We start from the raw sequence: 25,441 nt of genomic DNA on the forward strand, positions 1-25,441 counted from the left end.
GTGACAATAAAAAACATTTCGACACGACTTTATTGTGTAGCAACGATCACAATTATGCAGTTACAACCATTGAAATCATTATTTTTCAGATCTAGCATAAAACAATACGAAATCGATTAAGTATTAAAACAAAAAGCCCTGAAAATAATCATACAAACAAAGGTACTTATATCATGACATTAGATAGTACACTTCCAACTGCGGCCAAAAAACATAAAACGCGCCCCCAAGTCATCTGGATTTGCCTGTTGGCTGCGCTCGCAGGGCTGTTATTTGGCCTGGATATCGGCGTCATTTCCGGCGCTCTACCGCTGATCGCTAAAGAGTATCAACTGCTGGATAGCCAGCAGGAGTGGGTGGTCAGTTCAATGATGGTCGGCGCCGCCGTCGCAACTCTGTGTAGCGGTTTTCTGGCCTATCGCCTGGGCCGTAAATACGCTTTATTAATCGCCGCGGCCTCCTTTTGCATAGGAGCGATTATTTGCACCTGCGCAGTTGGCCCAGGGATGCTCATCGTCGGACGGCTGATCCTCGGCGTCGGTCTGGGTGTCGCATCTTATGCGACACCACTCTATCTTTCTGAAATAACGCCAAAAAACATTCGCGGTGCAATGATATCAGCCTATCAATTGATGATTGCGCTAGGCATCTTGCTGGTTTTTCTGACCAATACCGCCTTTAGCTACAGCGGCAACTGGCGCGGTATGCTGCTGGTTGTCGCCATCCCTTCACTGGTCTTTCTGTTCGGGGCGCTATTCCTGCCGCGCAGCCCGCGCTGGCTCATGATGCATGGCCGTGAAGAGGAGGCTCGGATAGTGTTAATCCGCCTGCGTAATAGCCGTGAAGAGGTGGAGAATGAGCTTAGCGAAATTAAAGAACAGCTCAACGTTAAGCAACAAGGCTGGAATTTATTCAAAGAAAACAGGAATTTTCGTCGCAGTGTTAGCCTGGGAATTATTTTGCAAATCATGCAGCAGTTCTCTGGCGTAAATGTGATGATGTATTACGCGCCGCGTATATTCCATGAAATTGGCTTCACTTCAACAGCCGAGCAGATGTGGGGCACGGTTATTGTGGGCTTCGTGATGACGCTCGCCACCTTTATTGCCGTCGGCTTCGTCGATCGCTGGGGACGAAAACCAATGCTGTACGCTGGTTTTATCACGATGGGTTTCGCTATGAGCATCGTAGGGACGTTGCTGGGTGGTGATGCGTTATCAGCGCTGGAGAAAGGTATCACGGTTACCATGCTGTTGCTGTTTATCGTCGGCTTCTCCATGTCTGCCGGGCCGCTTATCTGGTTATTGTGCTCTGAGATTCAACCGCTGAAAGGCCGAGAATTTGGTATCACCTGCTCCACTTTTACCTGTCACATCGCCGGGATGATTGTCAGTGCAACCTTCCTGTCATTGCTAAATAGTTTAGGTAGCGCCCATACATTTTATTTATATGCGCTACTGAATATTGTCGCCCTCGTGATCATCTATCTTTTTGTGCCTGAAACAAAAAATATTTCACTGGAGCGCATTGAGCAAAACCTGATGGCAGGAAAAAAACTGCGAAATATCGGACAATAATACAAGGGTGCGACAAGATGAGCTTTATAGACTTTAAAGAAGATAACTTTCATATTTCCTTCGAGTTAAATGAAGAACAACAAATTTATATCAGCCAGTTTTTACTTGTCGGAAAGAGTGATGTACAGGGTGCATTCCCTCTTATTCAGGTGCATGTCAGTGGCCATAATCAAAACGATCACCACGCCCGTAAGCATACCGGTAGCGAACCAGGCTCCTCTCTGCGCTATCACGCCCATCGGGAAAGCGAAAATGCACAGGGGAAAAAACTGGAGATAGATCTACATAGTCCAGCGGTTCACGCCCGCTGGCATCTACAGCATTTTCGTGGGCTACAGGCGGCCCGCGTCTGGTGTGATATCCGTAACGCCAGCGCCGATACTATCGGCCTGGAGTATGTCAGTTCGCTGACGTTGTTCGCCATCGACAGCCTGCCCTGGCAAAAAAATAGCGTCCTGCATCTACCGCATAATAACTGGTACGGCGAAGCACAGTGGAAAAGCGCCACACCACCAGAGCTTGGGCTGGATAAGGTGAATGTCTTCTCCCTTAATCGTATCGCTATCGAAAACACAGGAACCTGGTCCAGTATTGGCTATCTTCCTATGGCGGCATTTGAAGACACGGCGGCAGGAACAACACTGCTCTGGCAAATTGAGCATAACGGTTCGTGGCAATGGGAGATCGGCGATTTCCGTAATCGTCTCTATTTGCAGGCTAGCGGGCCAACGGAAAACGAAAATCACTGGTGGAAACAACTACTACCCGGTGAAACCTTTACCTCCGTGCCTGTTGCCGTAAGCCAGGTACACGGCGGGCTGCAAGAGGCGCTACAAGAGATAACGCGCTATCGTCGACGAATAATGCGCCCTTCACAGGATAATGTGCAGCTACCAGTGATCTTCAATGATTATATGAACTGCCTCTCAGGTGACCCTACAACTGAAAAGTTGCTGCCGTTGATTGATGCAGCCGCAAAGGCTGGCTGCGAATATTTCTGTATTGATTGCGGTTGGTACTCGGACGGTGAATGGTGGGATGGCGTCGGTGAATGGCTGCCTTCATCCGCGCGTTTCCCTGGCGGGATCCACGAACCGCTTGAGTATATTGCCGCCAAAGGGATGAAATCAGGTCTGTGGTTAGAACTTGAGGTCATGGGCATAGCTTGTCCGCTGGCGCAAAAGCTGCCCGATGAGTGTTTTTTCCAGCGTCATGGCAAACGGGTTATCGACCACCAGCGCTATCAGCTCGATTTCCGCCACCCATTGGTACAAGAACATGCCGAACGGATCATCACGCGTCTGGTCGAGGATTACGGTGTTAGCTATATCAAAATGGATTACAACATCAATGCAGGCAGCGGTACTGACTACCAGGCCGACAGCAGCGGCGACGGCCTGTTGCAGCATAACCGTGCCTATCTAGCCTGGCTGCAGAAAACAATGCAACGCTACCCACAACTGGTGATCGAGAACTGCGGCAGCGGTGGTTTACGGATGGATTACGCGATGCTGCAACAGCACAGTATTCAATCCGTTACCGATCAAACCGACTATCGGCTCATGGCGGCTATCGCTGCCGCCGCAGCGTCAGCGGTCACTCCTGAGCAAGCTGCTATCTGGTCTTATCCCCTGCGCGAGGGGGATCGGGAAGAAGTGGTGATGAATATGGTTAACAGCATGCTGCTGCGGGTGCATCAGAGTGGTCATCTGGCGGAGTTGAGTGAAGAACGTTTTGCGCTGGTTCAGGAAGGGATTGCGCTGTATAAAACGTTTCGCGAGAAAATTCCGCATCTACAGCCTTTCTGGCCGTTGGGTATGCCCACATTATCCTCACCGTGGTTGGCCTTTGGCCTGCGTAACGAGCATGAGGCGTGGCTCGCGGTATGGCGTATGGACAGCGAACAAGGAGCGATGACCGTCCCTCTCGCGCAACTCGCCACTATCACCTGCGTGTATCCCCAGGCCGAACAGTCGCGCTGCCAGCCTATACTCCAGTCGTCTGGTGCCTGCGTTTTTCTGAACCAAAAGATGACCGCAAGGTTATTTCACCTTACTTTTACCAGTGAATACACCCGATAACGGGCCTGCGAAAAAGTGCTCGGCTATCGGGTGCGCACAGCGCTCACCCGATAGTAATGCGGAGCCGAGTGGCTCCGCGTTGATTAGCGTTGTTGTACAAACTCGCGGTACGCCGCCACGACCTGAAGAAAGTCCTCTACGCCGCAAAGTGAAAAGCTCTCTTCGTCGTAGTAGCTCATCCCCTCTTCCATTTCATCTCCGGAGAATTCCAGCTGATTGGCGCGCACCATCACCTCTTCACCATCCAGCCAGAGCGTGTATTCATGCCCTGCTCGCTGCCAGGAGCGCTCACTGCCCTTCACCGCATGCGCCGCCTGTTCCACTTCATCAAGTAAGGCCAGGTTCTCTTTCACTTCTTCGTTAAACCAGTGCCCCACCACCTCGTGGCCCATGGACATACGCACTTTTACCACTCCGGTAATATCGCGCAGAAATTCGTAATCCATAATGTCTTCCTCTGCTCCCGGCAATGCGCCAATACCGCATTGCACCTTGCTGTAATTATCGCAGCAGCGCGGCAGAAAAAAAGCGTAGCGGGTATAAGGAATAGAAATAAAAATGCCCGGAGAAGCAGACTTCTCCGGGCATTGATGCGTTTTTACACAAATCGCGTTAGCGTATTACACCGCGGTCTGGAAAATCACACCATCGGCTTTCTCAGTATACTGAGACAGCTGGTCGAAGTTCAGATAACGGTAAGTATCCACCGCCGTCTTATCAACCTGCGCCACATAGGTCTGATATTCTTCCGCCGTCGGCAGTTTGCCAATCAGCGCCGCAACCGCCGCCAGCTCCGCAGAAGCCAGGTAGACGTTCGCCCCGGTACCTAAACGGTTCGGGAAGTTACGGGTAGAGGTCGAAACCACCGTTGCGCCGTCAGCCACACGCGCCTGGTTACCCATGCACAGCGAACAGCCTGGGATCTCAATACGCGCACCGCTCTTACCAAACACGCTGTAGTAGCCTTCTTCGGTCAGCTGCGCCGCATCCATACGGGTTGGCGGAGCCACCCACAGACGCGTCGGCAACTGGCCTTTGTGTGCATCCAGCAGTTTACCCGCCGCACGGAAGTGGCCGATGTTAGTCATGCAGGAGCCAATGAAGACTTCATCGATCTTCTCGCCCTGCACGTCAGACAGCAGACGCGCGTCGTCCGGATCGTTCGGTGCACACAGGATTGGCTCTTTGATATCCGCCAGATCGATGTCGATCACCGCCGCGTATTCTGCGTCAGCGTCGGCTTCCAGCAATTGCGGATCCGCCAGCCATTTTTCCATCCCCTGCACACGGCGCTCCAGCGTACGGCGATCGCCGTAACCTTCAGCGATCATCCACTTCAGCAGAACGATGTTAGAGTTCAGATACTCAACGATCGGCTCTTTGTTCAGTTTGATGGTACAACCGGCAGCGGAACGTTCAGCGGAGGCATCGGTCAGTTCGAACGCCTGCTCCACTTTCAGATCCGGCAGACCTTCGATTTCGAGGATGCGGCCAGAGAAGATGTTTTTCTTACCTTTCTTCTCAACGGTCAGCAGACCCTGTTTGATCGCGTACAGCGGAATGGCGTGTACCAGATCGCGCAGGGTAATCCCCGGCTGCATTTTGCCTTTGAAACGCACCAGAACGGATTCCGGCATATCCAGCGGCATCACGCCGGTCGCAGCAGCAAACGCCACCAGGCCAGAACCCGCCGGGAAGGAGATGCCAATCGGGAAACGAGTATGGGAGTCACCGCCGGTGCCGACGGTATCCGGCAACAGCATGCGGTTCAGCCAGGAGTGGATTACGCCATCGCCCGGACGCAGCGACACGCCGCCACGGTTCATGATGAAGTCCGGCAGAGTGTGGTGCGTGGTCACGTCAACCGGCTTTGGATACGCGGCAGTGTGACAGAAGGACTGCATCACCAGGTCAGCAGAGAAGCCCAGGCACGCCAGGTCTTTCAGTTCATCACGGGTCATCGGGCCGGTGGTATCCTGAGAACCCACGGAGGTCATCTTCGGTTCGCAGTACGCGCCCGGACGGATACCTTTCACGCCGCAGGCGCGGCCCACCATTTTCTGCGCCAGAGAGAAGCCGCGGCTGCTTTCCGCCACGTCTTTCGCCTGACGGAATACGTCGCTGTGCGGCAGTCCCAGCGCTTCGCGCGCTTTGGTGGTCAGGCCACGACCGATGATCAGCGGAATACGGCCACCAGCGCGCACTTCGTCGATCAGCACATCAGTTTTCAGCTCAAAGCTTGCCAGCAATTCGCCGGTTTCGTGGTTACGCACTTCTCCTTTGAACGGGTAAACGTCAATCACGTCGCCCATGTTCATGTTCGAAACGTCCACTTCGATTGGCAGTGCGCCCGCATCTTCCATGGTATTGAAGAAGATAGGTGCAATTTTGCCGCCGAGACACAGACCGCCGCCGCGCTTGTTCGGTACATGAGGGATATCATCGCCCATGAACCACAGTACGGAGTTGGTTGCAGATTTACGCGAAGAGCCGGTACCAACAACGTCACCCACATAAGCCAGCGGGTAGCCTTTTTTCTGCAGTTCTTCAATCTGTTTGATCGGGCCTACCGCGCCCGGCTGGTCCGGTTCAATACCTTCACGGGCGTTTTTCAGCATCGCCAGCGCGTGCAGAGGGATATCCGGGCGAGACCATGCGTCCGGTGCCGGAGAGAGGTCATCGGTGTTGGTTTCACCCGTCACTTTAAACACGGTAACGGTGATTTTTTCAGCCAGAGCAGGACGGTTCAGGAACCATTCGGCATCGGCCCAGGACTGCATTACCTGCTTCGCATATTCGTTGCCCGCTTTGGCTTTTTCTTCTACATCGTAGAAGTTATCGAACATCAGCAGCGTTGAAGAGAGCGCTTTGGCGGCAATCGGCGCCAGTTTTGCGTCGTCAAGCGCGTCGATCAGCGGATGAATGTTGTAACCACCCTGCATGGTGCCCAGCAGTTCAATGGCTTTTTCTGGAGTCACCAGCGGGGAGGTGGTGTCGCCTTTCGCGACGGCAGCGAGAAAACCCGCTTTAACATAAGCGGCTTCATCTACGCCAGGAGGAACGCGGTTGATCAACAGGTCTAACAGGAATTCTTCTTCGCCCACAGGCGGGGTCTTCAGCAGCTCGACTAGTGCGGCCATTTGGGTTGCGTCTAACGGTTTTGGCACAATCCCCTGGGCAGCACGCTCAGCTACGTGCTTACGGTATTCTTCTAGCACGACGATATCTCCTCGCTCTCATTGTCATAATGCGGCGCTTTTGTAGATGGGCGATTCTCTTCACGCTCCTGTGAGACAGTAGTTAGTAGGGTAAATGCCCGGTACCGCGTAAGGCACAATAACAGGATTTTCATTAAGTGTTAATCCGTTTACAAAAAAGCAACATAAAAAATTGGCTGAATCGTTAAGAATGGTGTAGCGACAGGGCAGGGCGTAATTTAGGCTCCCTAAAAACGATGTGAAACGGTTGATTTTCAAGCGCGACATGCTGAATATTCCAGCGATTTTTCAGCCATCAGATATAATTGTGTAATAAATCTTCACACTCTTTTTCCGGACCTGCCGGGTGAATCCCCAATAAAAGTCAAAACTATCTAACACGGGTGAATAATACTCGCGGCAACAGAACGCCTCACGGCACAGCGCTTGTCTCGTTGGAGTCATTTTATGAAGTTGCCCTTTAAGCCACATCTGCTTGTCCTTCTGTGCAGTGCCGGGCTGTTTGCCGCCTCTGGCGTGATGTTCGTTAAAAGTCGCGCAACGGAGCCAGCAGCTCCAGCCCCCGTCGCACAGCAACCGTCCGCACCGGCTCCAGCTCCCGTAGCGGCCCCTGCCCCGGCCGATCAACCAGCGCCCACCGCAGCCCCTACGTACACATCGGCACAAATCGATCAGTGGGTTGCGCCTATCGCGCTCTATCCGGATTCACTGCTGTCGCAAATTTTGATGGCCTCAACCTACCCGGCCAACGTCATCCAGGCCGCGCAGTGGTCAAAAGACAATCCCAAAATGCAGGGTGATGCCGCCATTCAGGCCGTTGCCAGCCAACCCTGGGATCCCAGCGTGAAATCGCTGGTGGCGTTTCCGCAGCTGATGTCGCTGATGGGTGAAAATCCGCCGTGGGTACAGAGCCTGGGCGATGCATTCCTTGCGCAGCCGAAAGAGGTTATGGATTCAGTTCAACGCCTGCGTGCGCTGGCGCAACAGACCGGAGCATTGCAATCAACACCGCAGCAGACTGTTACCACCGTGGCCAAAGCAGCTCCGGCTAAAACCGTTACCAGCGAGTCAACGACCACAACAGCCACGACCGCTGCTTCAGCAAGCCCAACGGTAATCAAAATTGAATCCGCCGACCCGCAGGTAGTTTACGTTCCCACCTATAACCCAAATACGGTTTACGGTACCTGGCCGAACACCGCCTATCCGCCAACCTATCTACCGCCAACGCCCGGCGAGCAGTTTGGCAACAGCTTCGTTAACGGTTTAGGCTTCAGCCTCGGCGTCGCCACAACTTATGCCATTTTCAGCAATATCGACTGGGATGACGACGATGACTGGGATCACCATCATAACGATGACTGGGATAACCATGGCGGCTATAACCGCAACGGTGATAACAACATCAATATCAACGTAGATAACTTCAATAAAATCAGTGGACAGCGTCTGACGGATGCCAACCGTACCTGGCAGCACAACCCGGCCTATCGCGAAGGGGTGCCGTACCCTAATAGCCAGCTCAATAACCGCTTCCACTCCACTAACACGGCTACGGGCCTAAGCTCAACCCAGCAAAGACCGGTCAACCGTGATAGCCAGCGTCAGGCAGCGTTGAGCCAGATGGAAAAATCAACGGGGAAAACCTTCCCCCAGACGGCGCGTACGGGAACGAAAGACGCCCAGCGTCAGGCATCCAGCCAACAGCTAAAGCAAATTTCCCAGCGTAATAACTACCGTGGTTACGATACCAAACCGCAAACGGCAAAACGGGCAAACACTCAGCAACATGAACATCGCCAGGCCGCCACTCAGCGACAAGAGAAACGGGTCACGCAACCAGCGCAGCAACGCAACGTGCAGCAGCGCAATCTTCAACAACGGACCAGCCAACCGCGGGCCAATGCGCTGAGCGGCAACGACAGTCGCTCCGCCAGTTGGCAGGCGCAGCAGCAGCGAGGGGCTCAAAGCAGGCAGGTCGCCCGCAATCAGCCATCTCGCCAGCTATCCGGCGACCGTGCTGAACACCGTGAATTCCGTCATCGTTAAGGGAAGCGACATGAAAAATAAACTACTCAGTGGAATGGTGTTATTCATGGTTTCGACCACCGCGATGGCACAGCAATCCTTCAGCACACCAGACCAGGCGACCGATGCCCTGGCAACCGCGATAAGCGAGCAGAATGAAAGCGCGATGAACAACCTGCTCGGGGAAAACTGGCGCGAGTTTCTGCCACCGGAAGGCGTCGATCCTGATGCGGTTGATCGCTTCCTGCGCGACTGGAAGGTCCGCCATAATACCGTCATCGACGGCAATAGCGCGCACCTGGTGGTCGGGGACAGCGACTGGCAACTGCCGATCCCGGTTGTTAAAACCGCTTCCGGCTGGCAATTTGATATCAAGGAAGCGGCTGAAGAGATCCTGACCCGTGAGATTGGGCGCAACGAACTTGCCGCTATTGAAGCATTACACGCCTATGTAGATGCTCAGCAAAGCTACTTTGCGATGAACCAAAAATACGCGCAAAAGATTGTCAGTTCTGAAGGGAAAAAAGATGGTCTGTACTGGCCTGTTTCGCCCGGCGAAGCGCCAAGCCCGCTTGGCCCGGCCTTTAGTCCGCAAGAGCCTGGCACGGGCTATCACGGCTATCGTTTCCGTATCCTTCCCGATAAAACCAGCGGCTTTGCGATGGTTGCCTGGCCCGTCAGCTACGATCACACTGGCGTTATGAGTTTTATGATTAACGGTGATGATAAAGTCTATCAGGCAGATCTCGGCGCTGATGCACAGCAGAAAGCCGAGGCGTTAACCGCATATCATCTGGATAAAAACTGGCAGCCCGTAGCGCCCTGAATGCCAGTCAAATAGTGATTTGGCCGGGGAAGCGCCCCCCCTCCGGCCAACTCACGAGAGATTACAGGATGTTAGCGACGGATTTCGCCAGCTGCGCTTCCAGAACCGGTTTCGCTTCTTCGAACTTCAGGTTCACTTTGTTGGCATTAGACACGACGCGGGTCTGGTATTTTGCGCGATCGCCCTGCGCGCTGCTGGTTTGCAGCTTGATACCGGACGTGCCCTGGCGCAGTGCGGCAACGTTATCCGTTGTCACTTTCGCTTTGCTGCGCTCAGAGATTTGCAGGTCAGTGACCATGGTGTAGTTCACGTCTTCTACCATGGCATCCGCGGCCATACCGATCAGCCCCGCCGCCAGGCCAACGCCCAGCGCCGCGCCGGAGGAGTTGCTGTTATAGGCGGTGATGCCCGCTCCCAACGCAGCACCCACCGCTGCCCCTTCATAGCCGGTCTTCAGGAAGCCCTGAGCTTCACGCAGATCCATTTTGTCCGCTTTCAGTACGTTCGCCTGTACCCAGTAGTAAGCGCTGTCTGGTGAACTGGTCACTTTATAGCCCTTCGCAGACAGGTCGTTTGCCAGCAGGGTTTGCAGGTTGCTCATGTCTTTATCAGAAGTGTTTTTTACCTGAATGTAGACGGTCTTCTCGCTGGAAGGCTCCAGCCAGATGGTTTCACTCATCTGCGTTTTCACTTCGAGATTACGTTTTTTAACGGCGGTGGTCATCGCGCCACAACCAGTCAGCGTCATTGTCGCGACAACCATGCCAACAACCGCGATTTTTTTTAAAGACATGTTATTTCCTTTTTTCGTGTAATAGAGAATCCAGAGCCTCTTAACCGCGCGGCCAGTAGCCACACAATGGCGAAAAAAGTATCGGCAGTTGCGCAATTTTTTTTAGTGGAAATATCAATAAGATGACTACCAGAACTGGTAGCTTTCAGGCAAAAAAAACGCCTCCGAAGAGGCGTTTTCACAAAAGCGGGAAGATTACTTTTTCTTCGCTTTCGGGTTTGGCAGGTCGGTGATGCTACCTTCGAACACTTCTGCCGCCAGGCCCACAGACTCGTGCAGAGTCGGGTGCGCGTGGATGGTCAGCGCAATGTCTTCAGCATCACAACCCATTTCGATCGCCAGACCGATTTCACCCAGCAGCTCACCGCCGTTGGTACCGACAATCGCACCACCGATAACACGGTGAGATTCTTTGTCGAAAATCAGTTTAGTCATACCGTCTGCGCAGTCGGAAGCGATAGCACGACCAGAAGCAGCCCACGGGAAGGTGGCGGTCTCAAAGCTGATGCCTTTCTCTTTAGCTTCTTTCTCCGTCAGGCCAACCCATGCTACTTCTGGTTCAGTGTAGGCGATGGATGGGATAACTTTCGGATCGAAGTAGTGTTTCTTACCGGCGATAACTTCAGCGGCAACGTGACCTTCGTGAACACCTTTGTGCGCCAGCATCGGCTGACCGACGATATCGCCGATAGCAAAGATGTGCGGCACGTTGGTACGCAGCTGTTTGTCAACGCGGATGAAGCCACGGTCATCAACTTCCACGCCAGCTTTGCCCGCGTCGAGGTTTTTGCCGTTCGGTACACGACCGATAGCCACCAGCACTGCATCGTAACGCTGAGCTTCAGCAGGCGCTTTTTTGCCTTCCATGGAAACGTAGATACCGTCTTCTTTCGCTTCAACGGCGGTTACTTTGGTTTCCAGCATCAGGTTGAATTTCTTGCTGATGCGTTTGGTAAAGACTTTAACCACGTCTTTATCGGCAGCCGGGATAACCTGGTCGAACATTTCAACCACGTCGATCTCTGAACCCAGCGCATGGTACACGGTACCCATTTCCAGACCGATGATACCGCCGCCCATTACCAGCAGGCGCTTAGGAACAGTTTTCAGTTCCAGTGCATCGGTGGAATCCCACACGCGCGGATCTTCATGCGGAATGAATGGCAGTTCGATCGGACGGGAACCCGCCGCGATGATCGCGTTGTCAAAGTTGATCACGGTTTTGCCGTTTTCACCTTCAACTTCCAGGGTGTTTGCCCCGGTAAATTTACCCAGACCGTTCACCACTTTCACTTTACGGCCTTTGGCCATACCCGCCAGACCGCCGGTCAGTTGAGTGATAACTTTTTCTTTCCAGGTACGAATCTTGTCGATATCGGTTTTCGGCTCGCCAAAAACGATACCGTGTTCAGCCAGCGCTTTGGCTTCTTCGATAACTTTTGCTACGTGCAGCAGCGCTTTAGAAGGGATACAGCCGACGTTCAGACAAACACCACCGAGGGTGCTGTAACGTTCTACGATGACGGTCTCCAGACCTAAATCTGCGCAACGGAAGGCAGCAGAGTAACCTGCAGGGCCTGCCCCAAGTACCACGACCTGAGTTTTGATTTCAGTGCTCATCATGACCTCTTAATTTATACCCGTCGTCCACCGGGTCGTTCTATCCGCCCGTATTTTACAAAATTGTTAACAATTTTGAAACAACAAACGGCAACCGATTTGTCTTTCGCACAATAACCTCACTGACTTCATGAGATTACCAGAAAAAAGCCGGCCGTCGGGCCGGCTTTTTCGCTTACATCACCAGGCGGCGAATGTCAGACAGCATGTTGTTGATGATGGTGATAAAGCGCGCACCATCAGCACCGTCGATTACGCGGTGGTCGAAGGAGAGCGAAATCGGCATCATCAGACGCGGCATAAACTCTTTACCGTTCCACACTGGCTCCATAGAGGACTTGGAGACACCGAGGATAGCCACTTCCGGCGCGTTCACAATCGGCGCGAAGTGGGTCGTACCCAGGCCACCGATGCTGGAGATGGTGAAGCAACCGCCCTGCATTTCGCCAGCGGTCAGCTTGCCATCACGCGCTTTCTTGGAAATGGTGGTCAGTTCACGAGACAGCTCGGTAATGCTCTTCTTGTTCACGTCTTTGAAGACCGGAACAACCAGACCATTCGGCGTATCTACCGCAACACCGATGTTGATGTATTTTTTCAGGGTCAGACGCTGACCGTCTTCAGACAGAGAGCTGTTGAAGCGTGGCATCTGTTCCAGAGCGGCGGCAACGGCTTTCATGATGAAGACCACTGGCGTGAATTTCACGTCCAGTTTACGTTTTTCAGCTTCGGCGTTCTGCTGTTTACGGAACGCTTCCAGATCGGTGATATCGGTCTTGTCGAAGTGCGTAACGTGCGGGATCATCACCCAGTTACGGCTCAGGTTAGCACCAGAGATTTTCTGGATACGACCCAGTTCCACTTCTTCGATTTCACCAAACTTGCTGAAGTCCACTTTCGGCCAAGGCAGCATGCCCGGAATACCGCCGCCTGCTGCTGCCGGAGCAGCTTCAGCACGCTTGATAGCGTCTTTCACGTAAGCCTGAACGTCTTCACGCAGGATACGACCTTTACGGCCAGAACCTTTCACTTTCGCCAGGTTTACACCGAACTCGCGCGCCAGGCGACGAATCAGCGGCGTTGCATGAACGTAAGCGTCGTTCTCAGCGAACTCAGATTTACCTTCCGCTTTCGCGGCCGGAGCTACGGCTGGTTTAGCAGCCTGAGCCGGTGCAGCTGCAGAGGCTGGAGCAGCCGCGGCAGCTGGAGCGGCAGCAGGTGCTGCGCCTTCAACTTCGAAGATCATAATCAGAGAACCGGTTTTGACTTTGTCACCGGTGCTGATTTTGATTTCCTTCACGGTGCCCGCGAACGGTGCCGGAACTTCCATCGACGCTTTATCGCCTTCAACGGTAATCAGTGACTGCTCAGCGGCAATTTTATCGCCCACTTTAACCATCACTTCAGTGACTTCAACTTCGTCACCGCCGATATCCGGAACGTTAACCTCTTTCGAGCCAGAAGCTGCCGGAGCCGCCGCTGCTGCTGGAGTTGCCGCCTGAGCCGGTGCTGCAGCAGGCGCTGCGCCTGCAACTTCGAAGACCATAATCAGAGAACCGGTAGACACTTTGTCGCCCGTGTTGATTTTGATCTCTTTAACGGTGCCCGCGAACGGCGCCGGAACTTCCATCGACGCTTTATCGCCTTCAACGGTGATCAGAGACTGTTCAGCCGCAACGGTGTCGCCCACTTTAACCATAACCTCGGTAACTTCGACTTCGTCACCGCCGATGTCCGGTACGTGTACTTCTTTCGCCGCTGCCGCAGCAGGTGCTGCTGCCGGAGCTGCTTCTTTCTTCTCTTCTGCCGGAGCAGGTGCAGCGGCTGCTGCACCATCGGCGGAATCGAAAATCATGATCAGTTTGCCGGTCTCAGTTTTGTCGCCAACAGAGACTTTGATCTCTTTAACGATACCTGCCTGAGGAGACGGAACTTCCATAGAGGCTTTGTCGCCTTCTACGGTGATCAGCGACTGTTCAGCTTCAACTTTGTCGCCTACTTTGACCAGGATCTCGGTGATTTCAACTTCATCAGCCCCGATGTCCGGTACATTGATTTCGATAGCCATTATTCTTTTACCTCTTACGCCAGACGCGGGTTAACTTTATCTGCATCGATGTTGAATTTGATGATTGCGTCAGCAACCACTTTCTTATCGATTTCGCCACGTTTAGCCAGTTCGCCCAGGGCCGCTACAACCACATAAGAAGCATCAACTTCGAAGTGGTGACGCAGGTTTTCACGGCTGTCAGAGCGACCGAAGCCGTCAGTACCCAGTACGCGATAATCATCAGCCGGTACATAAGTACGAACCTGTTCGGCAAACAGTTTCATATAGTCAGTAGATGCCACTGCCGGAGCGTCGTTCATCACCTGAGCGATGTACGGAACGCGCGGAGTTTCCATCGGGTGCAGCATGTTCCAGCGTTCACAATCCTGGCCATCACGCGCCAGTTCAGTGAAGGAGGTTACGCTGTAAACGTCAGAACCTACACCGTAGTCGTTCGCCAGGATCTGTGCTGCTTCACGCACGTGACGCAGGATAGAACCGGAGCCCAGCAGCTGAACTTTACCTTTCTTACCTTCGAGGGTTTCGAGTTTGTAGATACCTTTACGGATACCTTCCTCGGCACCTGCTGGCATTGCCGGCATGTGGTAGTTTTCGTTCAGCGTGGTGATGTAGTAGTAAACGTTCTCTTGTTTCTCACCGTACATACGCTCCAGACCATCGTGCATGATGACCGCAACTTCGTACGCGTAAGACGGATCGTAAGAGATACAGTTCGGGATAGTCAGAGACTGAATATGGCTGTGACCATCTTCGTGCTGCAGACCTTCGCCGTTCAGCGTCGTACGACCAGAAGTTCCCCCTACCAGGAAGCCGCGAGCCTGTTGGTCGCCTGCCTGCCAGCACAGGTCACCGATACGCTGGAACCCGAACATGGAGTAGTAGATGTAGAACGGAATCATCGGCAGATCGTTGGTGCTGTAGGAGGTCGCAGCAGCCAGCCAGGATGCGCCAGCACCCAGTTCGTTGATGCCTTCCTGCAGGATCTGACCTTTCTCGTCTTCTTTATAGTAAGCAACCTGCTCACGGTCCTGCGGGGTATACTGCTGACCGTTCGGGCTGTAGATACCGATCTGACGGAACAGACCTTCCATACCGAAAGTACGCGCTTCGTCAGCGATGATCGGAACCAGACGATCTTTGATCGACTTGTTCTTCAGCATTACGTTCAGGGCACGAACGAAAGCGATAGTGGTTGAGATTTCTTTGTTCTGCTCTTCCAGCAGCGCACCGAAGTCTTCCAGAGCAGGCAGTTCCAGCTTCTCGGTGAAGTTCGGCTGACGAGCAGGCAGATAGCCGTGCAGTTTCTGACGCTGAGCGTGCAGATAAGTGTGCTCTTCAGAACCTTCCGGGAAGGTAATGTAAGACAGGTTTTCAACCTGCTCATCGGTCACAGGAACGTTGAAACGGTCGCGGATATAACGCACGCCGTCCATGTTCATTTTCTTAACCTGGTGAGCGATGTTTTTACCTTCGGCGGTGTCACCCATGCCGTAACCTTTGATGGTATGGGCCAGGATTACAGTTGCTTTGCCTTTGGTTTCCTGCGCTTTCTTCAGTGCAGCGTAGACTTTCTTCGGATCGTGGCCACCACGGTTCAGAGCCCAAATCTGCTCGTCAGTCCAGTCAGCAACCAGGGCTGCGGTTTCCGGATATTTACCGAAGAAGTGCTCACGTACGTATGCGCCATCTTTGGATTTAAAGGTCTGGTAGTCGCCGTCAACGGTTTCGTTCATCAGTTGGATCAGTTTACCGCTGGTATCTTTACGCAGCAGCTCATCCCAACGACCGCCCCACATGACTTTGATAACGTTCCAGCCAGCGCCCGCGAAGATGCCTTCCAGTTCGTTAACAATCTTGCCGTTACCGGTGACCGGACCGTCAAGACGCTGCAGGTTACAGTTGATAACAAAGACCAGGTTGTCCAGTTTCTCACGGGTCGCGATGGTGATTGCACCCTTAGATTCTGGCTCATCCATTTCGCCGTCGCCCAGGAAGGCGTAAACGGTTTGTTTAGAGGTATCTTTCAGGCCACGGTGTTCCAGATATTTCAGGAATTTAGCCTGGTAGATTGCACCGATTGGGCCCAGACCCATAGATACGGTCGGGAACTGCCAGAATTCCGGCATCAGTTTCGGGTGCGGGTAGGAAGACAGGCCTTTGCCATGTACTTCCTGACGGAAGTTGTTCATCTGCTCTTCAGTCAGACGACCTTCCAGGAATGCGCGAGCGTAGATGCCCGGAGAGATGTGGCCCTGGAAGTAAACCAGATCGCCGCCATCCTGCTCGTTGCGTGCACGGAAGAAGTGGTTGAAGCAAACATCATACACCGTTGCGGAGGACTGGAAGGATGCCATGTGGCCACCCAGCTCGAGGTCCTTTTTAGACGCGCGCAGTACGGTCATGATGGCGTTCCAGCGGATAGCAGAACGAATACGACGCTCCAGCTCCAGATTGCCCGGGTATTCCGGTTCATCTTCAACGGCAATAGTGTTTACATAATTGCTGGCCCCAGCACCTGCCGCTACTTTCACGCCGCCTTTGCGAGCTTCTGAAAGCAGTTGGTCGATCAGATACTGAGCACGCTCAACACCTTCTTCACGGATGACCGATTCGATCGCCTGTAGCCAGTCGCGAGTTTCGATCGGATCCACGTCATTTGGGAAACGTTCTGACATGGGGGTATTCCTTATCTATCTAATACGTTGAGTTATCTGGAACCTGTCCCATTACGTTCTCACCAGAGAGCGTAATAAGACAGGTTCTGCGTTTAGTTGCCGCGCCTTTCGATAGCGCTTGATTTACAACATCTTCTGGTTAACGTTCTGCCAGAAAAATCACTAATTCTTTCGTTGCTCCAGACGGCGTAAGGCGCGTTCACGACGGCTTTCCTCACGGCTTCTGTCCAGCAGAATCTCTTCGATAAACGCCAGGTGACGGTGAGACGCTTCACGCGCTTCTTCAGGCTTCCCGGCGATAATTGCTTCAAAGATGCGGGTACGGTGACTGCTCACCAGCGGCAGCATCTCGCGACGCGCATACAGCAATTCGAAGTTTTGCCGAACGTTCTGGGCCAGCATCGGCTCCATACACCTTAGCAAATGGAGCAGCACCACATTATGTGCCGCTTCGGTGACAGCAATTTGATACTGGAGTACTGCGTCAGATTCGCCGTCAAGATCGCCGGACTGTTGAGCAAGCTCGATCGCATGGTGGAGTTCACGGATACGCGTTTTGTCTTCATCCGTGCTGCGCAGTGCAGCGTAATAGGCTGCAATACCTTCCAGCGCATGGCGCGTCTCAAGCAGGTCAAACTGGGATTCAGGATGGTCGGAGAGCAGCTCTACCAGTGGGTCGCTAAAGCTCTGCCACAGGCTGCTCTGAACAAAAGTGCCACCGCCCTGACGACGAAGCAGTAACCCCTTCGCTTCAAGGCGTTGGATCGCCTCGCGTAAGGAGGGGCGGGAGACGTCGAACTGTTTTGCCAGCTCGCGTTCCGGTGGGAGTTTTTCTCCGGGGCGAAGTGTCCCCTCAAGAATTAAAAACTCCAGCTGCTGCTCAATCACATCGGAGAGTTTTGGTTGGCGGATTTTGCTGTAGGCCATGATTTCCTGTCTTAAGCCATTTGCCCGGAGTCAATTGGTCTTACCAATTTCATGTTCTTGACGCTAAAGTAACAAAGTATTCACCTTCTGTCCATACAGGTTTTGATTGAAATCAGTAAAGGGGGCATATTTTAACAACATTACAGAAATAACGTTTCAAACATGTAACTATGCACAAATGTTAAATTTACCCACCACGGGGTAGTTTTAACGGAATTGAAACGAAAAAATATCTCATCTGAACCGATTCACCTGATTATTTATCGACACATTAGCCACAATTAGTGAATAAAAATTCAAAATGGAAATTTTGTGGTAGATAAACTCGCATTTACAAATGGTTTCTTTTTATTCAACTCGTCATCTTGCCCGCATAAAGCAGGTGCATTCGCGCTCGCATATCATTATTCTGATCAAGACAAAAGCATTGAGGCAACATTTTATATAAAGCATCTGTAAACAAATAAATACAACAAACGGAATTGCAAACTTACACACGCATTGCTGCGTAGTTCAAAAAATAAGTACTCGAAATATGAAGAGTAAAACCACACACGAGGTTTAATGATGGAAAGTCAACAGCATGGCGATCAGCTCAAGCGCGGTCTTAAGAACCGCCATATACAGCTAATCGCGCTGGGTGGCGCGATTGGTACCGGGTTATTCCTCGGTAGCGCATCTGTTATCCAGTCTGCAGGACCGGGTATTATTCTGGGTTACGCAATTGCCGGCTTTATCGCCTTTTTGATTATGCGTCAGTTAGGTGAAATGGTGGTTGAAGAGCCGGTTGCAGGCTCCTTTAGCCACTTTGCTTATAAATACTGGGGCGGTTTCGCGGGTTTCTCTTCTGGCTGGAACTATTGGGTACTGTACGTCCTGGTTGCCATGGCTGAACTGACTGCCGTAGGTAAATACATCCAGTTCTGGTATCCGGATATCCCCACCTGGGTTTCTGCTGCAGCCTTCTTCGTGCTGATCAACGCCATCAACCTGACCAACGTGAAAGTGTTTGGGGAAATGGAGTTCTGGTTCGCCATTATTAAAGTCATTGCCGTGGTTGCGATGATTCTGTTCGGCGGCTGGTTGTTGTTTAGCGGCAACGGCGGCCCGCAGGCCAGCGTCAGTAACCTGTGGAGTCAGGGTGGCTTCCTGCCGCACGGCTTCACCGGTCTGGTGATGATGATGGCTATTATTATGTTCTCTTTCGGTGGGCTGGAGCTGGTCGGGATCACCGCAGCAGAAGCCGATAACCCGGAGCAAAGCATTCCCAAAGCAACCAACCAGGTTATCTACCGTATCCTGATTTTCTATGTAGGTTCGCTGGCTGTTCTGCTTTCCCTGATGCCGTGGACGCGCGTCACGGCAGATACCAGCCCGTTTGTCCTTATTTTCCACGAGCTGGGCGACACCTTTGTTGCCAATGCTCTGAACATCGTAGTGCTGACCGCTGCCCTTTCTGTCTATAACAGCTGCGTATACTGCAACAGCCGTATGCTGTTCGGTCTGGCACAGCAGGGTAACGCGCCAAAAGCGCTAATGAACGTCGACAAACGCGGCGTACCGGTGAACACCATTCTGGTCTCCGCGCTGGTTACGGCTCTGTGTGTACTGATCAACTATCTGGCACCGGAATCCGCCTTTGGCCTGCTGATGGCGCTAGTGGTTTCCGCACTGGTGATCAACTGGGCAATGATTAGTCTGGCGCACATGAAGTTCCGCAAAGCCAAACAGCAGCAAGGCGTTACCACCCGTTTCCCGGCGCTGCTCTATCCGCTTGGTAACTGGGTATGTCTGATTTTCATGGCTGCAGTGCTGGTGATTATGCTGATGACGCCGGGCATGGCGATTTCGGTGTACTTAATCCCGGTATGGATTGCCATTCTTGGCATCGGCTATTTGTGCAAACAGAAAACCGCCAAAGTAGCTAAAGCGCATTAATTCTCCCTCCCCCCACCTGCATCAGGTGGGGGTTGTTACCTGCCTCACACTTTCCCACTCACGACTGTTTCGTCCATATCACTGGCGTTATCCTGCAACGCAAAAACACCTCTGCCAGACAATAATTATCTCCATATCTTATTAATGGAGTGCAGTTGATGGAAACCAGTAAGCTCACGGTGAAAGAAAAGATCGGCTATGGAATGGGCGACGCCGGATGCAACATCATCTTTGGCGCCATCATGTTGTTTGTTAACTATTTTTACACAGATATTTTTGGCCTGGCACCGGCCCTGGTCGGCGTGTTACTGCTCTCAGTACGCGTTATAGATGCCGTTACCGACCCTATTATGGGCGCGATGGCCGATCGCACCCGCAGCAAATATGGTCGATTTCGTCCATGGCTTTTGTGGATGGCTTTCCCATACGCATTATTTAGCGTACTCATGTTTACCACCCCTGAGTGGACATATAACAGCAAAGTAATCTATGCGTTCGTCACCTACTTCCTGCTCTCTATCACCTATACGGCGATCAATATCCCTTACTGCTCGCTCGGCAGCGTCATCACTAACGATCCAAAGGAACGTGTCGCCTGCCAGTCATATCGCTTTGTGTTGGTAGGAATTGCAACCCTGCTGCTCTCCCTCACCTTGCTGCCAATGGCGGACTGGTTTGGCGGGGAAGATAAAGCTAAAGGCTATCAGATGGCGATGGCAGTGCTGGCCTTCATCGGCATGTGTATGTTCCTGTTTTGCTTTGCAACCGTCCGTGAGCGCGTACGTCCTGCCGTCCCGACTAACGACGATTTAAAAGCCGACCTGAAAGACGTATGGAAGAACGATCAGTGGGTAAAAATCCTGCTGTTAACCCTGTGCAACGTCTGTCCGGGCTTTATTCGCATGGCTGCCACCATGTACTACGTAACCTGGGTTATGCAGCAAAGCACGCAGTTCGCAACGCTGTTTATCAGCCTTGGCGTTGTGGGCATGATGATCGGCAGCATGCTGGCGAAGGTGCTGACCGATCGCTGGTGCAAACTGAAAGTCTTCTTCTGGACCAATATCATCCTGGCGATTTTCTCCGGCGCGTTTTACTTCTTCGATCCTAAAGCCACCATGATGATTATGGTGCTTTACTTCCTGCTCAACATTCTGCATCAGATCCCATCCCCACTGCACTGGTCGCTGATGGCAGATGTCGATGATTACGGCGAGTGGAAAACCGGTAAACGTATCACCGGAATCAGCTTCTCCGGCAACCTGTTCTTCCTGAAACTGGGCCTGGCGATTGCCGGAGCGATGGTTGGTTTCCTGCTCTCCTGGTATGGCTACGACGCAGGGGCGAAAGCGCAAAGCGACTCCGCCATTAACGGTATTATGCTGCTGTTTACCATCATACCGGGTGTAGGCTACCTGATTACCGCAGGCGTAGTTCGTCTGCTGAAAGTTGACCGCGAGTTTATGCAACAAATCCAGACAGATTTAGAAAAGCGCCGCGCCAACTACCGTGAACTGAATGAGTACCACGATATAAAAACGACTGAAAACGTAAGGAAAGCCTAATGAATCAGTGGCCAAACCCCTTTATTGAACAGCGTGCCGACCCGTTTATTTTACGTGACGGTAGCCACTACTATTTCATTGCTTCAGTGCCCGAATACGATCGTCTGGAGATCCGCCGGGCGGACTCGCTGGAAGGGTTACGCACCGCCGTCCCGGTTGTCGTCTGGCGCAAACCAGAAAACGGCCCCATGAGCCAGTTGATCTGGGCACCTGAGATCCATCATCTGGCAGGCAAGTGGTACATCTATTTTGCCGCCGCCCACACACAGGCGCTCGACAAGCTGGGGATGTTCCAGCACCGTATGTTTGCGCTCGAATGTGCAGACGCCGATCCGCTGACCGGCCAATGGACAGAGAAAGGGCAGATTAAAACGCAGTTTGATACCTTCGCGCTCGATGCCACCACCTTTAACCATCAGGGAAAACAGTGGTATCTGTGGGCGCAGAAATCCCCCGATATCGCCGGAAACTCCAATATCTATCTCGCCGAACTGGAAAATCCATGGACGATTAAAGGCGAGCCGGTAATGCTCAGTCATCCAGAGTATGACTGGGAATGCCGGGGTTTTTGGGTCAACGAAGGCCCGGCCGTCATGGTTCACGGCGATAAGCTGTTTATCAGCTATTCCGCCAGCGCCACCGATGAGAACTACTGTATGGGATTATTGTGGATTGATCTCAATGCCGATCCGCTCAACCCGCAGAACTGGCACAAATCGCCGCGCCCGGTCTTTACCACCAGCTACGAAAACCGCCAATACGGGCCGGGACACAACAGCTTTACGCAAACGCCAGAAGGTGAAGATGTGCTGGTGTACCACGCGAGAAATTACACTGAAATCGAGGGCGATCCGCTGTACGACCCAAACCGCCACACTCGTCTGAAGCTGGTGCGCTGGAACGAAAACGGGATGCCAGATTTTGGCATCCCACCTGCTGATACGCTTTGAAAGATTGGCCCGCAAGCACAAAGCGACCGGGCCAATTTTTTTCCTCGACGGATAAGCGCAGCGCCATCCACTAATAATGGCTTAAATTAATGTTCCATAAATGGTCAGCACGGCAATGACCACCACCACCACAAACGAGGTCTTCTTCGCCATCGAAACCGCGGCTTTTGGCGTTGCGACTTTATCGGTATGTGGTTCACGCGCTAAAGAAAACTGCGCAAGGCGAGTAAGCACCTGATATTGCGAAGTATGCAGATCCGCCAGCGACGCAAACCAGGCAGGCAACGCCTTCTCGCCGTGCCCCAGCAGCGCATAGACGACACCCGCCAGGCGCACCGGGATCCAGTCCAGCACATGCAGGATCGCATCGATACCTGATTGCAAACGCTGGTGTGGCGTCTGATAGCGCGCCAGCCAGGACTGCCAGGCACGTAGAAAGGCATAACCCACCAGCGTCACCGGTCCCCACGGGCCACCGACAATCAGCCAGAATAACGGCGCCAGATAAAAGCGAAAGTTGTTCCATAACAGCGCGTTCTGCAGTTCGCGCAAGAACTCACGCTCATCGCACTCAGGCGGAATCCCATGAATCAGGGTCAGCTCGCTGGCCATCGCTTCACGGGCGTGAGCGTCATCGCGAGCAGCCGCGTTCAGATAGGCATGATAATGAAGACGCGTCTTGCCAGCGCCGATGCACAGCAAACCAATTAAGATCCACGCCACCAGCAAAGGCACGTTAAACAACAGGCCTTGAAGTGCGCGCAGCAGCAGGAACGTCACCCCCATCGCAATAAGGGCCATGCCTACCGTACGCATCATCGAAAAATGCTTCACCCGGCGGAAAAAAGCTTCAACCCGGTGATCAAGCTGCCAGTGCTCACCCAGCTTAAACAGGCGTTCAACAATCAACACCAGTAATGTTGTAAACAGCGTCATGTCATCTCCTTGTGCGACGAGGGGGTGACCAGGGCGCGAAACCTTGCCCAGTCAAAAGAGGGCCCGGGATCGGTCTTACGCTCGGGCGCAATATTGCAATGTCCTGTCATGTTGTTGGCAATGGCCGGATAACGCGTAATCAGGGCATTCGTCACGGCTGCCAGTTGCTGATACTGCGCATCGGTATAGGCCAGCGTATCCGTCCCTTCCAGCTCAATACCAATTGAGAAATCATTACAGCGTTCGCGGCCTTGATAGTTCGACACGCCAGCATGCCAGGCGCGTTTATCAAAGGGGACATACTGCACGATTTCACCGTCACGGCGAATTAAACAATGTGCCGAAACGCGCAAATGGGCGATCCCGGCAAAATAAGGATGGGCATTGGGATCAATCGTGCCCGTAAACAGCGCATCGATCCACGGGCCGCCAAACTCGCCAGGCGGCAGGCGGCAGGCTGATATTATGCACCACCAGCAGAGAAGGGTTTTCGTCATCCGGGCGGCAATCGTAATGAGGAGAGGGAACGCGTCGCGCCTCTGCCAGCCAGCCCTCGTCTAACAACATGCAGAATCTCCTTATTGGTGGTGCTCATATCAGGTTCAGGGTAGCATGTTTCCACCTTATGATTCGTTAGCAATTTGGAGTTTTATCATGCCGCCTCGCCGCTATAACCCTGACTACCGACGTGACGCGCTGTTGGAACGCATAAATCTGGATATCCCTGCCGCTGTAGCTCAGGCGCTGCGTGAAGATTTAGGCGGAGAAGTTGATGCCAATAACGATATCACCGCACAGCTTTTACCCGCGGAGATGCGCTCCCACGCCACCGTGATCACCCGCGAAGATGGCGTTTTTTGTGGAAAACGTTGGGTTGAAGAGGTCTTTATTCAACTGGCTGGCGATGATGTCAACATCACCTGGCATGTCGAAGATGGCGACAGCATTAAGGCCAATCAGCCGCTATTTGAACTGGACGGCCCTTCCCGCGTGCTGCTAACCGGCGAACGTACCGCGCTTAATTTTGTACAGACGCTTTCAGGTGTGGCGAGCGAGGTGCGTAAATATGTCGACCTGCTGGCGGGAACAAAAACCCAACTGCTGGATACACGTAAAACTCTGCCGGGGCTGCGTACCGCGCTGAAATACGCCGTATTATGCGGCGGCGGCGCGAATCATCGTCTGGGCCTTTCTGACGCTTTCCTGATTAAAGAAAACCACATTATTGCTTCAGGTTCGGTACGTCAGGCCGTTGAAAAAGCCTTCTGGCTGCACCCGGATGTGCCGGTTGAAGTCGAAGTAGAAAGCCTGGATGAACTGGACGACGCGCTGAAAGCAGGGGCCGACATCATCATGCTCGATAACTTCGAAACTGACCAAATGCGGGAAGCGGTAAAACGCACCAACGGCCAGGCGCGTCTGGAAGTGTCGGGTAACGTCACTCATGAAACTCTGCGCGAATTTGCTGAAACCGGCGTGGATTTCATCTCTGTTGGCGCGCTGACCAAGCATGTTCGCGCGCTCGATCTCTCTATGCGTTTTCGCTAATTACTGATGGTTTAGCCCGATAGTACTTTCACTTATCGGGCCCATCACGCCGGTTTTTCTATCGGCCGGATAAGCGTTTACGCCGCCATACGGCTGTTTCTTCGAGCCTCTTCGCAAATACGTTGTCTGACTCTGTAATTTCATAAAAATCCTCGGAACCCGCCTTCCCGTTCTGTTTTTTGCCTCTCGCCGTGACCCCGAGCGTTTGCCAAAGTAGCGCCAGCTAACTCAAGGAGCGAACGATGGACAAGCAACGAGGCTTCACACTTATCGAACTCATGGTGGTCATTGGCATTATTGCCATCCTTAGCGCCATCGGTATTCCGGCTTATCAAAACTATCTGCGCAAAGCTGCGTTAACAGACATGCTGCAAACCTTTGTTCCCTATCGCACGGCGGTTGAGCTCTGTGCGCTGGAGCATGGCGGAACAACAACCTGTGATGCCGGAACGAATGGCATCCCTTCTCCAGCCACCACCCGTTATGTCTCAGCCATGAGCGTTGAAAAAGGGGTGGTCAGCCTCAGCGGACAAGAAAGCCTGAACGGGTTAAGCATCACCATGACGCCGGGTTGGGACAATGCCAACGGTATTACCGGCTGGAGTCGTAACTGCGTTATCCCGAATGACAGCGCATTGCAACAGGCCTGTGAAGACGTTTTCCGTTTCGATATCAATTAAGGAAAAGA

The 25,441-nt window shown here is 52.8% G+C and carries 17 protein-coding genes and 1 pseudogene; 9 read left to right on the plus strand and 9 right to left on the minus strand.

The features are described from left to right. Positions 1 to 173 precede the first annotated feature (173 nt). Both OGV52_RS11825 and OGV52_RS11830 read left to right on the plus strand, forming a co-directional pair. Positions 174 to 1,577, plus strand: a complete 1,404-nt coding sequence (locus OGV52_RS11825) for a sugar porter family MFS transporter (protein WP_103766823.1) — start codon at positions 174 to 176, stop codon at positions 1,575 to 1,577. A gap of 17 nt (positions 1,578 to 1,594) precedes the next feature. After that, on the plus strand, positions 1,595 to 3,658 hold the full coding sequence (locus OGV52_RS11830) for a glycoside hydrolase family 36 protein (protein ID WP_200013958.1): 2,064 nt from the start codon (positions 1,595 to 1,597) through the stop codon (positions 3,656 to 3,658). A gap of 83 nt (positions 3,659 to 3,741) precedes the next feature. Here OGV52_RS11830 and yacL read toward each other — a convergent pair whose 3' ends face one another. After that, positions 3,742 to 4,104, minus strand: a complete 363-nt coding sequence (gene yacL / locus OGV52_RS11835; protein WP_075847966.1) for a protein YacL — start codon at positions 4,102 to 4,104, stop codon at positions 3,742 to 3,744. A 174-nt stretch (positions 4,105 to 4,278) separates the two neighbouring features. Beyond that, the gene (acnB, locus tag OGV52_RS11840; RefSeq protein ID WP_016151723.1) at positions 4,279 to 6,876 is read right to left on the minus strand and encodes a bifunctional aconitate hydratase 2/2-methylisocitrate dehydratase; all 2,598 of its coding nucleotides are present in this window, start codon (positions 6,874 to 6,876) and stop codon (positions 4,279 to 4,281) included. 447 nt (positions 6,877 to 7,323) lie between these two features. Between acnB and OGV52_RS11845 the strand changes: the two genes are divergently transcribed. Next, positions 7,324 to 8,925 carry a DUF3300 domain-containing protein gene (locus OGV52_RS11845; protein ID WP_049281553.1) on the plus strand — a complete coding sequence of 534 codons (1,602 nt, stop codon included), beginning with the start codon at positions 7,324 to 7,326 and terminating at the stop codon, positions 8,923 to 8,925. Between the two features lie 10 nt (positions 8,926 to 8,935). Continuing rightward, positions 8,936 to 9,730 carry a DUF2950 family protein gene (locus tag OGV52_RS11850; RefSeq protein WP_047499851.1) on the plus strand — a complete coding sequence of 265 codons (795 nt, stop codon included), beginning with the start codon at positions 8,936 to 8,938 and terminating at the stop codon, positions 9,728 to 9,730. 61 nt (positions 9,731 to 9,791) lie between these two features. Here the strand turns inward: OGV52_RS11850 and traT are convergent, their stop codons facing one another. From traT to pdhR, 5 genes are all read right to left on the minus strand, one after another. Then, a complete protein-coding gene (traT, locus tag OGV52_RS11855) occupies positions 9,792 to 10,523 on the minus strand; it encodes a conjugal transfer complement resistance protein TraT (protein WP_043018444.1) in 732 nt (243 codons plus the stop codon). A gap of 195 nt (positions 10,524 to 10,718) precedes the next feature. After that, a complete protein-coding gene (gene lpdA / locus OGV52_RS11860) occupies positions 10,719 to 12,143 on the minus strand; it encodes a dihydrolipoyl dehydrogenase (protein WP_016155701.1) in 1,425 nt (474 codons plus the stop codon). A 175-nt stretch (positions 12,144 to 12,318) separates the two neighbouring features. After that, positions 12,319 to 14,211 carry a pyruvate dehydrogenase complex dihydrolipoyllysine-residue acetyltransferase gene (gene aceF, locus OGV52_RS11865; protein WP_287108555.1) on the minus strand — a complete coding sequence of 631 codons (1,893 nt, stop codon included), beginning with the start codon at positions 14,209 to 14,211 and terminating at the stop codon, positions 12,319 to 12,321. Between the two features lie 14 nt (positions 14,212 to 14,225). After that, positions 14,226 to 16,889 carry a pyruvate dehydrogenase (acetyl-transferring), homodimeric type gene (gene aceE, locus OGV52_RS11870; RefSeq protein ID WP_016151717.1) on the minus strand — a complete coding sequence of 888 codons (2,664 nt, stop codon included), beginning with the start codon at positions 16,887 to 16,889 and terminating at the stop codon, positions 14,226 to 14,228. Between the two features lie 162 nt (positions 16,890 to 17,051). After that, positions 17,052 to 17,816, minus strand: a complete 765-nt coding sequence (pdhR, locus tag OGV52_RS11875) for a pyruvate dehydrogenase complex transcriptional repressor PdhR (protein WP_003018699.1) — start codon at positions 17,814 to 17,816, stop codon at positions 17,052 to 17,054. 564 nt (positions 17,817 to 18,380) lie between these two features. Here pdhR and aroP point away from each other — a divergent pair. From aroP to OGV52_RS11890, 3 genes are all read left to right on the plus strand, one after another. Then, complete coding sequence (aroP, locus tag OGV52_RS11880; protein ID WP_085951098.1) at positions 18,381 to 19,754, plus strand: aromatic amino acid transporter AroP; 1,374 nt, start codon at positions 18,381 to 18,383, stop codon at positions 19,752 to 19,754. 158 nt (positions 19,755 to 19,912) lie between these two features. Beyond that, entirely contained in the window at positions 19,913 to 21,319 is a 1,407-nt protein-coding gene (locus OGV52_RS11885) for a glycoside-pentoside-hexuronide (GPH):cation symporter (RefSeq protein WP_016151715.1), read from the plus strand. Then, positions 21,319 to 22,269 carry a glycoside hydrolase family 43 protein gene (locus tag OGV52_RS11890; protein WP_049269187.1) on the plus strand — a complete coding sequence of 317 codons (951 nt, stop codon included), beginning with the start codon at positions 21,319 to 21,321 and terminating at the stop codon, positions 22,267 to 22,269. Before OGV52_RS11885 ends, OGV52_RS11890 begins: the two co-directional genes overlap by 1 nt. Before the next feature lie 81 nt (positions 22,270 to 22,350). Here OGV52_RS11890 and ampE read toward each other — a convergent pair whose 3' ends face one another. Both ampE and ampD read right to left on the minus strand, forming a co-directional pair. Beyond that, entirely contained in the window at positions 22,351 to 23,205 is an 855-nt protein-coding gene (ampE, locus tag OGV52_RS11895; protein WP_016155697.1) for a beta-lactamase regulator AmpE, read from the minus strand. Then, positions 23,202 to 23,772 (minus strand): annotated as a pseudogene (ampD, locus tag OGV52_RS11900) (1,6-anhydro-N-acetylmuramyl-L-alanine amidase AmpD). Before ampD ends, ampE begins: the two are co-directional and overlap by 4 nt. Positions 23,773 to 23,859: 87 nt before the next feature. On the opposite strand from ampD, the gene nadC reads away from it, so the two are divergent. Both nadC and ppdD read left to right on the plus strand, forming a co-directional pair. Further along, complete coding sequence (gene nadC / locus OGV52_RS11905; RefSeq protein ID WP_016151711.1) at positions 23,860 to 24,753, plus strand: carboxylating nicotinate-nucleotide diphosphorylase; 894 nt, start codon at positions 23,860 to 23,862, stop codon at positions 24,751 to 24,753. 242 nt (positions 24,754 to 24,995) lie between these two features. Next, positions 24,996 to 25,433 carry a prepilin peptidase-dependent pilin gene (gene ppdD / locus OGV52_RS11910; protein ID WP_141875910.1) on the plus strand — a complete coding sequence of 146 codons (438 nt, stop codon included), beginning with the start codon at positions 24,996 to 24,998 and terminating at the stop codon, positions 25,431 to 25,433. Positions 25,434 to 25,441 lie beyond the last annotated feature (8 nt).

This window comes from Citrobacter sp. Cb041, from assembly GCF_030336655.1.
GTDB lineage: Bacteria > Pseudomonadota > Gammaproteobacteria > Enterobacterales > Enterobacteriaceae > Citrobacter > Citrobacter braakii.